This is a genomic window from Paraburkholderia madseniana (assembly GCF_009690905.1).
Taxonomy (GTDB): domain Bacteria; phylum Pseudomonadota; class Gammaproteobacteria; order Burkholderiales; family Burkholderiaceae; genus Paraburkholderia; species Paraburkholderia madseniana.
This window is the reverse complement of sequence record NZ_VOSW01000188.1, coordinates 1-8,794: the sequence shown is the minus strand read 5'-3', so window position 1 is coordinate 8,794 and position 8,794 is coordinate 1. Positions and strand designations below refer to the sequence as shown.

10 protein-coding genes and 1 pseudogene are annotated in these 8,794 nt (G+C 61.3%); 3 read left to right on the top strand and 8 right to left on the bottom strand.

Annotation, left to right across the window (positions count from 1 at the left end; all coding sequences use genetic code 11):
• Positions 1-494: TauD/TfdA dioxygenase family protein (locus tag FSO04_RS44205; protein ID WP_174825355.1), on the top strand; the 494-nt coding region annotated here is incomplete at its 5' end.
• Positions 495-519: 25 nt separating this feature from the next.
• Positions 520-794 (top strand): annotated as a pseudogene (locus FSO04_RS48100) (biotin synthase BioB); the annotation flags it as partial.
• On the opposite strand, the gene FSO04_RS44200 reads toward FSO04_RS48100, so the two are convergent.
• The 4 genes from FSO04_RS44200 to FSO04_RS44185 all read right to left on the bottom strand — a co-directional run bounded on the left by FSO04_RS44200 (position 782) and on the right by FSO04_RS44185 (position 3,574).
• Positions 782-1,489: a bestrophin-like domain gene (locus FSO04_RS44200; RefSeq protein WP_443689914.1), complete on the bottom strand. Its 708-nt coding sequence runs from the start codon at positions 1,487-1,489 to the stop codon at positions 782-784. The pseudogene FSO04_RS48100 and the gene FSO04_RS44200 overlap by 13 nt on opposite strands.
• A 76-nt stretch (positions 1,490-1,565) precedes the next feature.
• Positions 1,566-2,354 carry a hypothetical protein gene (locus tag FSO04_RS44195; RefSeq protein WP_168436028.1) on the bottom strand — a complete coding sequence of 263 codons (789 nt, stop codon included), beginning with the start codon at positions 2,352-2,354 and terminating at the stop codon, positions 1,566-1,568.
• Between the two features lie 11 nt (positions 2,355-2,365).
• Positions 2,366-3,232: a DUF2092 domain-containing protein gene (locus FSO04_RS44190; RefSeq protein WP_154567628.1), complete on the bottom strand. Its 867-nt coding sequence runs from the start codon at positions 3,230-3,232 to the stop codon at positions 2,366-2,368.
• A gap of 45 nt (positions 3,233-3,277) precedes the next feature.
• Positions 3,278-3,574 carry a hypothetical protein gene (locus FSO04_RS44185; protein ID WP_154567627.1) on the bottom strand — a complete coding sequence of 99 codons (297 nt, stop codon included), beginning with the start codon at positions 3,572-3,574 and terminating at the stop codon, positions 3,278-3,280.
• A gap of 361 nt (positions 3,575-3,935) precedes the next feature.
• Between FSO04_RS44185 and FSO04_RS44180 the strand changes: the two genes are divergently transcribed.
• Positions 3,936-4,463 carry a hypothetical protein gene (locus FSO04_RS44180; protein ID WP_154567626.1) on the top strand — a complete coding sequence of 176 codons (528 nt, stop codon included), beginning with the start codon at positions 3,936-3,938 and terminating at the stop codon, positions 4,461-4,463.
• Between the two features lie 144 nt (positions 4,464-4,607).
• On the opposite strand, the gene FSO04_RS44175 is transcribed toward FSO04_RS44180, so the two are convergent.
• The 4 genes from FSO04_RS44175 to FSO04_RS44155 form a co-directional block, all read right to left on the bottom strand.
• Entirely contained in the window at positions 4,608-5,006 is a 399-nt protein-coding gene (locus tag FSO04_RS44175; protein WP_154567625.1) for a hypothetical protein, read from the bottom strand.
• Positions 5,007-5,079: 73 nt separating this feature from the next.
• On the bottom strand, positions 5,080-5,328 hold the full coding sequence (locus FSO04_RS44170) for a hypothetical protein (protein WP_233465437.1): 249 nt from the start codon (positions 5,326-5,328) through the stop codon (positions 5,080-5,082).
• A gap of 141 nt (positions 5,329-5,469) precedes the next feature.
• Entirely contained in the window at positions 5,470-8,193 is a 2,724-nt protein-coding gene (locus FSO04_RS44160) for an MGH1-like glycoside hydrolase domain-containing protein (RefSeq protein WP_154567624.1), read from the bottom strand.
• Between the two features lie 22 nt (positions 8,194-8,215).
• The coding region (locus FSO04_RS44155) for a PqiC family protein (RefSeq protein WP_154567623.1) at positions 8,216-8,794 on the bottom strand (579 nt) is incomplete at its 5' end.

Here is an 8,794-nt window from a genome sequence, read left to right as displayed (position 1 = left end):
GCTCAATGCTCTACGTCACGCAGATGCCAGAGGGAGGCATCGGCGGCGACACCATGTTCGCCAACATGTACCTCGCCTACGACATGCTGTCGGATCGACTCAAGAGTTTGCTCGAGGGCATGACCGCTATTCACGACGGCGCGATTCCGTACGTCGGCAACTACAAGCACAAGGCACCGGAAGGCGGGTTTCCGACCGCGGAGCATCCGATCGTGGTGCGCCATCCTGAGACGGGCCGCAAACTGCTGTTTGTCAATCGGGGCTTCACGTCCCGCATCGTCCAGCTCACCAGCTACGAGAGCAGGTGCGTGCTCGAGATGCTCTATCGAATGATTGAACTGACGCCACCGCTCGTCTGCCGGATTCCCTGGACGCTGAACTCAATGGTGTTCTGGGACAACCGATGCACACAACACCATGCGGTCTGGGACTACTACCCGCTCAACCGCTACGGGCAGCGCGTCACCATCGCCGGTCAGGCGCCGAGCGCCTGAGAAAGCTATGTAGAACGGAACAATCATGAAACCCATTGCCATCGTTCCTCTTGCCTCGCTGCGCGCCGAGGCCGCAGCAGCAACCGCCACCACTGCCGCCGCGCAAGCACGCGAGTCAGGTACCGCTGCGCGGTGGAGCGTGGAGGCCATTCTGGCGTTCTACGGCCTGCCCTTCCTGGACCTGATGTTTCGTGCCCAGGAGGTGCATCGGCAGCATTTCGACTCCAATGAGGTGCAGCTTTCGACGCTACTTTCGATCAAGACGGGGGGTGTGCGGACGACTGCGGCTATTGCCCGAGATGGGAGAGCGCGATCTGCGCCGGCGCGCGCGAGATCTGCATCAGCCCTTCGAGCGGGTGGGCGATGTCCTCGATCAGGAAAATAGCGCCGGACACCGATAGCGCACAGACGAAAAGCGTCGCAATAGCAGTTCGGATGTTGGCGCTGACCAGTCCGAAACCGGCGAAGAGGATACCAAGCCAGAGTACCAGCACCGCCATGAATGGCGCTGGAATCGCGCCCTGCCCCGGCTGGATCAGCATCCAGTGCGTTTTCGCCAGGTCGTGACTGCGGGCGAGAGCCTCCGATTGAAGCATGCGCTGCATGTCGTTTCGTGGTGCCAGTTCCCGAAGCTTTTGCTGAAATTGCACTACGTGCGCCAAGCTCTCCGGCGCGTCCACGTTGGCCTTCCCGGTACCTCTCCCGGAATAAAACAGATCCACTGCTGAGGCGTAGGTGCGGTGCAGGGCCTCGCGGGCGTCTTTCGCCTCCGGGCCATAATCGGCCAGCGTGCCATCGAGCATGATGACCGTAGCGGCCGTCTCCGTGAACTCGTCGTTGAGCCGGTCGAAAGAAACCTTTGCCGAGGCGATCAGAAGACCAAGGACGAGAGCGGCGAGCGTCGCCATCAGGCCGGCTCCCAGCTTCACGATGGCAGTCGAATCCTCGCTCAGGTGATGGTCGGGAAGGAACGAACGAAGCGACAAGCCGAGCACCCCGCTGCCGAAGACGCACACAAACACGATCGAGGCGACTACCAATGAACTCACGATTGACCCCGCTGGACGTTCCTCAAGGTGCAGGCACCACGCGGTAGTAAACACCGTTCGCGCCGTAGGCGGGCTGGAACCACGTATTACCGCATAGGTAGTATGTGCCGCCCTGAACCGCGGGCCTTATGCAGCCTGCCGGTAGCGCCGCGTAGATCGCACCCATGGCGAACGTCGTACTGACGGGTGCGGGTGCAGGCGGGGCTGTCGTTGCCCCAGCGACGTAGCCTGCGTTGTAAGCATTCGACGCAGCGGCGTTCGTGTTGGCCGAAGCTATGGCCGCGCCCGCCGCCACACCGACTGCTACGCCCGCTGCGGCTGCGCCGGCGGTAGACCAGCCGCCGCAGTTGTAGCAGCTAGATCCATAATTGTTCACTGTGACCGGAGGATGGTAGGCGGGGTACCTGGCGCCGTAATAAGCGCTATGGTAGGCGGTCGCACCCGAGGCGCTCGTGTAGCTCGTATAACCCGAGCCTGCGGCATGGTAAGCCGAACCGCCATACGCGTTGGTGGCGCTGGTGCCCTGGCCATAGGTGTGGGTCGCGCTCCCGCCATATCGGTTGGTGAAGCTCGTCTGTCCAGATCCTTGTGCGTGCGTTGCGGTGTCGCCGTAGCGGCCGGTCGCGGTCGTGCCCTGGCCGTATGTGTGCGTTTCGCTGCCGCCCCACGCGTTGCTGCGGGTTGTCGACCCCGAACCGGGCGCATGCGACGTGCTGCCTCCGTAATAGTTGGCATGCGACCATGCACCGGCTGCACCCGCTGTGAGCGCCGGGACGAGAAGACCCACCAGACGGATGACGGCTTTCTTCACGATGCGTCTCCTTATTGAGTCCCGGCGTGCTTGCTTCTCGGCGGCGGCTTCATTCCTGGCGCATCGCTCGCGTCCGGACGCGCGAACGCAATGCGGGCCGCGCCAGCTGCTTTGGCGGCATTAAAGGTATCCGCCGGAATGGCGGGATCCAGTTGCCAGTCGGAGAGTTCTAGTACATGGCGCAACTGGGCACGATCATTGAGGTAAATGGCGTAAATACGGCGCGGAAGCTTGTCCTGCGCTCCGATCCAGACCTGTATGAACACATCCCCAGTGACATACGCCACCATGTCCGTTGTCGTGCCGCCGACCACGTTCGATTGACCGATGTAGAAAGCGATCTTCAGTCCGTCGGCGATGTCCTTGTAGGGATCCGCGACGATCACATCGGTAAACGGGAAATAGATTGCCCCGGAATCGAAGGCCACCTGTAACGCGGCGTCGATTGTCGGGGGCGCGTCGGCGATCGCGACCAGGTTCTCCAACGGCGCGAATGCCGTCATGGTTTTGCCGTCGTAATAGAACTCTGACGGTGGCCCGTCGCCGGATGTGATGACCCTAAGCTTGTCCGGCCGCCGGACTGTTACTTCCGACCTGGTGGAATAGACGAGCGGCGGACCGAGGCGGCTCGGACTCTCATAGGAAACGACCGAAGTGAACGACATCGACCTGGCGGCGGCAAGGCGGGCGCTCGCCGCCTTGAGGATGTCGATCGCGCGTGGCTCGAGTCCGGGCTGGAACGCTGGCGCGGCAGGCTTCGCCGCCGGCCTGGCGGCTGCTTTCTGCGTGTGCTGTGTTTGCTGGGCGTTGCCGCTTGCAGCGAGGAAAACGCTCAGCACAACGATGGTTACGCCCCACTTCAATTTCTCGCAGGTCATCGCGGCCTCGGTAAGTAACCCGGTTTCACGGCGTGCCCGACGACATCATGGAATCATGCCGCATTCAAACATCTTGTTGGCAATCGGTGCTGCCACCCTATTGATGAAAGCGGCGCGCATCTGCGGATCGTCGCGCAGCATCTGCATGGCCTCCTGCTCTCTCTCGGGCTTGGGTCGCCCCTGTTTCTGGGCTTTCTCCTGCCACAGTTGCTCGCAGGACGATTGCTGGTACTTTTGAACGAGCTTGTCGGCGACCATGTCCATCATCGGGTATTGAGCGGTGGCGGCGTTCGCGAACAGCAACGCAGGTACCATCGCAAACCACAGGAGACGCTTGATCATGAGCTTGTCCTCATTTCGTCAAAAAATGCGGCACTCGGGAAAGGGCCTGGGATCATCGCTTCCAAAGGGATGGCCTGGTTCTTGATTTTTTCGGGCGCCTCGTCCGCGAACGCGCGGTCAACCGTTTTCGCCTCTAAGATAGACTATGACACCAGCGTGGATGCGCATATTGGACCATGGTCCAATATGCGCTCAATGAAACCCGTCGCTTGTCGTCTATGCGCGATTGATTCCTCCCGGATCCGAGGAGGGGTATTGGGTCGCTAGACCCAACGTGGACGAACGGCGTCGCCAGTTCAGCCTCCGCTTTCAAGCCGTATCCGGTGGACGCTGGCGAAGCCAACCACATCGGGAGAGGAACATGAGCAAGCTGGCCGCCAGGATCAAGCATGAGTTCATGGAGATCCTACCGCCGACGATCTTCTTCTTCGTCATCCTCCACATCGTCGCGATCATTCGCGCGCTGACGACCTGGGGCACCGGGATCTCACTGCCGACATCGGCCTCCGTGACCATTACCGCCCTGATTCTCGGCAAATCGGTACTGATCGCCAACATGCTGCCTTTCATCAACCGCTTTCCCGAGAAGCCGCTGATATGGAATGCCAGCTGGAAGACGGCGATTTACACCCTCGTAGCGTTGTTCGTGCACTACCTGGAGCACCTGTATGACTACTGGAAGGAGGCCCCCGGCCTGGTTGCCGCCAATCATAAATTGCTGGCCGAGTTCAACTGGCCGCATTTCTGGGCGATCCAGATCCTGCTGGTGACGCTGATCGCCAACTACTGCGTGCTCGCTGAACTGGCTCGCGTGATCGGCCGCGACAAGCTCAAGGCGATGTTCTTCGGTCCCATGCCCACGAAACCGACCGGGCAGGCTGTTGGCTAGGTCAGCTTCAGGCAGGACGCGATAGTTTCCTGCAGGCAGGCGATCAAGGGCGTCTCTCGCGCCCCGAGAGGCGCTGCGCACCAGAAGGATTACTTCACGAATGACGCCCGCGAGGTGAAGTGGCGCGACCATCATCGAACTGAACTACGTCGGTGTGCAGGCCGCGAAGAGCACGAACACGTCTTCGTGGTTGACGAGCGTTGTGGACATCGCGCCAGTCTGTGTATCAAGCGCGACACTCCAGGCATAGCCCAGTTCCGTCCCTTGGAGAAGCAATTGTCCATTGCTCGGTTCCATGAACCGGATCTCGGTGCTGCGGTTCGGCCCGACTATGGTTTTCTTCGCAAAGTTGATACGCATGAACTGCGGCGCGCCGAGAATCGCCGGTAGCGTCCGATAGCAGACTTCCCCTACGTCGCAGAAGTGCGCGTCGATCGTCGCACACAGCAGCGGCTTGCTGCCGTCGAAGTCTGCACTGAGCACCCATGAAGGCGTGGCGCAAACAAGGACCGCCACGGCTGTTACCCGCAAACTCTTCAGCATGATTGCTTCTCCTGCCTGTCGTGAATCAGTGAGCGACCAGCGGACCATGGATCGGGTGGGTGAGGTACGGCGCCTACTCGACGGTGTAGCCGCGACCGGTCATGCATGCTCCCACTGCGCGGTTGTATGTCGAAAGCTGACTCGACGCCTGCTGCTGCATGCCTTGCTGCTGCATGGCCATTTGCTGCTGCTCGCGCCGCATTCGCATGCCGCTGCCCATCGCGCCGACGAGCGCACCGATTCCTGCTCCCTCGCCCCAATGGCCGCCGGCCGCTCCGGTGACCGGGATCGTCCTGGTGACGGAGATGACGGGAAGCTTCACTCTGCTCTTCCCGATGCTCACAGCCTGCTTCACCGCGATGATCGTCCCCATTCTGTTGCGCTGTGAGCCCGTCTACGATTCGCTCGGCGAACGCGCAGCCCATGAACGACAAATCGCCGAGAAGTTCACCGAATAAAAAGGCTAGATTCCACCCACCTGCTCCCTTACGACCCTGGCCATCACGCGCCAGCGGTCGGTTTCCAGCACGGCATTCGCGTCGACGCGCGCGAACAGGTCCAGCAGAGGGGCGACGAGACCCGTCCAGCCCGTCTGATGACTCGCCCCAAGGCCCGCGCCATTGTCACCATGGAAGTACTCGTAGAACAGGATCAGGTCGCGCCAGTGCGGGTCGTCCTGGAATCTGGCCGTCCCGCCGTAGACAGGCCGCCGCCCTTTCGCATCGCGCAGAAACGTACCGGTCAGCCGGCGGACGATTTCCTGCGCCACCTCGAACAGCGTCATGTGCGGCCCCGAACCGGTTGGACATTGAACCTTGAAATCATCGCCGAAAAAACTGTAGAGATTCACCAGTGCCCGGACGATCAGCAAATTGACAGGCATCCACACCGGACCGCGCCAGTTGGAGTTGCCGCCGAACATGCCGGTATTCGATTCTGCCGGCAGGTACTGCACCTTGTACTCCTGACCACCGACATTAAGCACGAATGGATGGTCGAGGTGATAGCGAGAGAGGGAACGAATGCCGTGCGGCCCCAGGAACTCGCTCTCGTCGAGCAGGTAGCCGAGCACGCGCTCGAGTTTGCGCTTGTTGAGGATCGACAGAAGCCTTCGTTCCCTATGGCCGATGTAACCCGCATCGGTCGGGGCCACATGGGCAACCAGCTCGGGGTAGCGTTTTCGAAACTGAATGATCAGCTCCATCAGCTTCGGATAGCGAGTGACAGATTCCGCCTCGAATACAGTCGATGCGCACAGCGGCAACAGCCCCACCATCGACCTTACCTTCAGACGCATCGTCTGGCCGTCGGGGAGCCGCAACAGATCATAGAAAAAGCCGTCCTGCTCGTCCCACATCTCGTCCTGATGTTCGCCGCGACGGTCCATCGCATAGGCAATCCACATGAAATGCTGGACGAACTTGAAGGCGGCCTCCTCGTAGATCGGGTCGTACTCGGTCAGGATGATGGCGATCTCCAGCATGCTCTGGCAATAGAATGCCATCCACGCCGTCCCATCCGCCTGCTCTAGCGATCCGCCGGTCGGAAGCTGCGCGCTGCGGTCGAATACGCCGATGTTGTCCAGACCCAGGAATCCGCCGGCGAAGACGTTGTGCCCCGCTGGGTCCTTGCGGTTGATCCACCAGTTGAAATTGAGCATCAACCCCTGAAACGAGCGTTCAAGGAATCGCAGGTCGGCCCGTCCCAGCTCTTTCTCGTACTTGTACAGCCAGAGCGTGGCCGCGGCATGCACCGGCGGATTCACGTCGCTGAAGTTCCACTCGTAGGCCGGAATCTGCCCGCTTGGATGGAAATACAGGCTGCGCAACATCAATAGCAGCTGCTCCTTCGCGAAATCGAAATCAACCAGCGCGAGAGAGATCGTGTGGAAGGCCAGGTCCCAGGCCGCGTACCACGGATACTCCCACTTGTCCGGCATGGAGATCACATCGGCGTTCAACATGTGAAACCACTCCGTATTGCGCACGTCGCGACGGGCGGCCTCGATCAATGGATGACTCCGATGCTCGCGCAGCCAGAGCTCGAGATCGAAGTAGTAATACTGCTTGCCCCACAGCATTCCCGCCAACGCCTGGCGGTGTACCCGGCGCTGATCTTCGGTCAGCGATTTGGGCGCGATCCGCTGGTAGAACTCGTCAGCGTCGGCGATGCGGGTATCGATCATGTTCTCGAAGTCGCCGAAGGCATTGTCCATTCTGGTTGCCGTGAGGCGCAGCCGGATGGTCTCGCTGCCGCCGCCGGATACGTCACAAATGTAATGGGCCGCGGCCTTGGTTCCCGTCCTGGCGGGATTCACTGCGTCGCCTTGCCCCGAGATGACGTACGCGTGGAACGCATCCTTGACGTAGGGCGATGCGTTGGGTTGGTTCCACAGAAGCCGCGCATTGCTCTCGTTTTCGGTGAAGAGCGTCTCCGGGGCGCCATCGCAACGGAGCCAGTATTCGCCCAGCTCATGGTGAGTGGCACAAATGGCGCCGGGACCCGCCTCGCGCAGCGAGGGCTTGCGATAGTCCTCGCCCCACGACCAGGTGTTGCGGAACCATAGTGTCGGCAAGACCCGAAGCCGGGCCGAGTCCGGGCCGCGATTGTGAACGGAAATGCGGATGAGGATATCTTCCGGACCCGCCTTGGCGTATTCCACGAACACGTCGAAATAACGGTCGTCGTCAAAGACGCCCGTGTCGAGCAGTTCGTACTCGAACTCCTCACGTGACCGCCTTCCGTTGATCTCAACCAGGTCCCGGTACGGATACTCCCGTTGCGGGTACTTGTAGAGGTACTTCATGTAGGAGTGGGTGGGCGTGCTGTCGAGGTAAAAGTAGTATTCCTTGACATCCTCACCATGGTTGCCCTCCCTGTTGGTGAGGCCGAAGAGGCGCTCCTTCAGAATCGGGTCACGCTCATTCCACAATGCCAGCGCAAAGCACAGCCGTTGCTTGTCGTCGCACAATCCGCCGAGTCCATCCTCGCCCCACTTGTAGGCGCGTGAGCGCGCCTGGTCATGGGTGAAGTAGTTCCAGGCATCGCCGTTTTCGCTGTAGTCCTCCCGGACCGTCCCCCACTGTCGCTCACTGAGATAGGGTCCCCATTTCTTCCATGGGACTTGAGCCTCACGCGCGGCGTTCAAGCGCGCCTGTTCCGCTACGTCCACGAATACGGGACCCATGCTTTTCCTCCGTGCGGATGGGCTACGGGCGGATCGAAGCGGAGATGTCGCGGCTGACCGTGACGAGGGCCCGGCTATAGGCAGCCACCAACGCATCGTAACCGGCGCCTGCACAGTGCTCTTGCACAGTGCTGCGTCCGCTGCGCGGCGAACCTTTCCCGGGCGGCGACACCGACCACAACACGTCGACCGTGGCCGCATCGCCGAGCGTGCCGTCAAAGCGCTGGACATCGAGCTGCACCCGGTAGGCCGAGGCCGGATCGCCGGCCATCGGGCGGGTGGACACGAATGCGCTGCCAAGCAGACGCGCGAGATCGGCGCGGACCACGTTCGGGATCTGGGTTTTCAAGGGATCCGCCCAGCGGGCGAATTCGTCGATCTCGACCTTGTTGTCACCGGAGCGAACCACGATCTGCGGCCGGTCGACGAGGTCAGGCACCGTCACCACCCCGATCAGCACCGTGACCGGAGTGGCGGCGGGGGGGCGCCCCCGCCGCGCCCGGGGGGCCAATGGATAGAAATCCGACAACGGCCACGACGCGCAAACGCCCCAACCGGCGACGGACACCGCCCCAGGACATGGGAAAGAACGGGGCCTCAT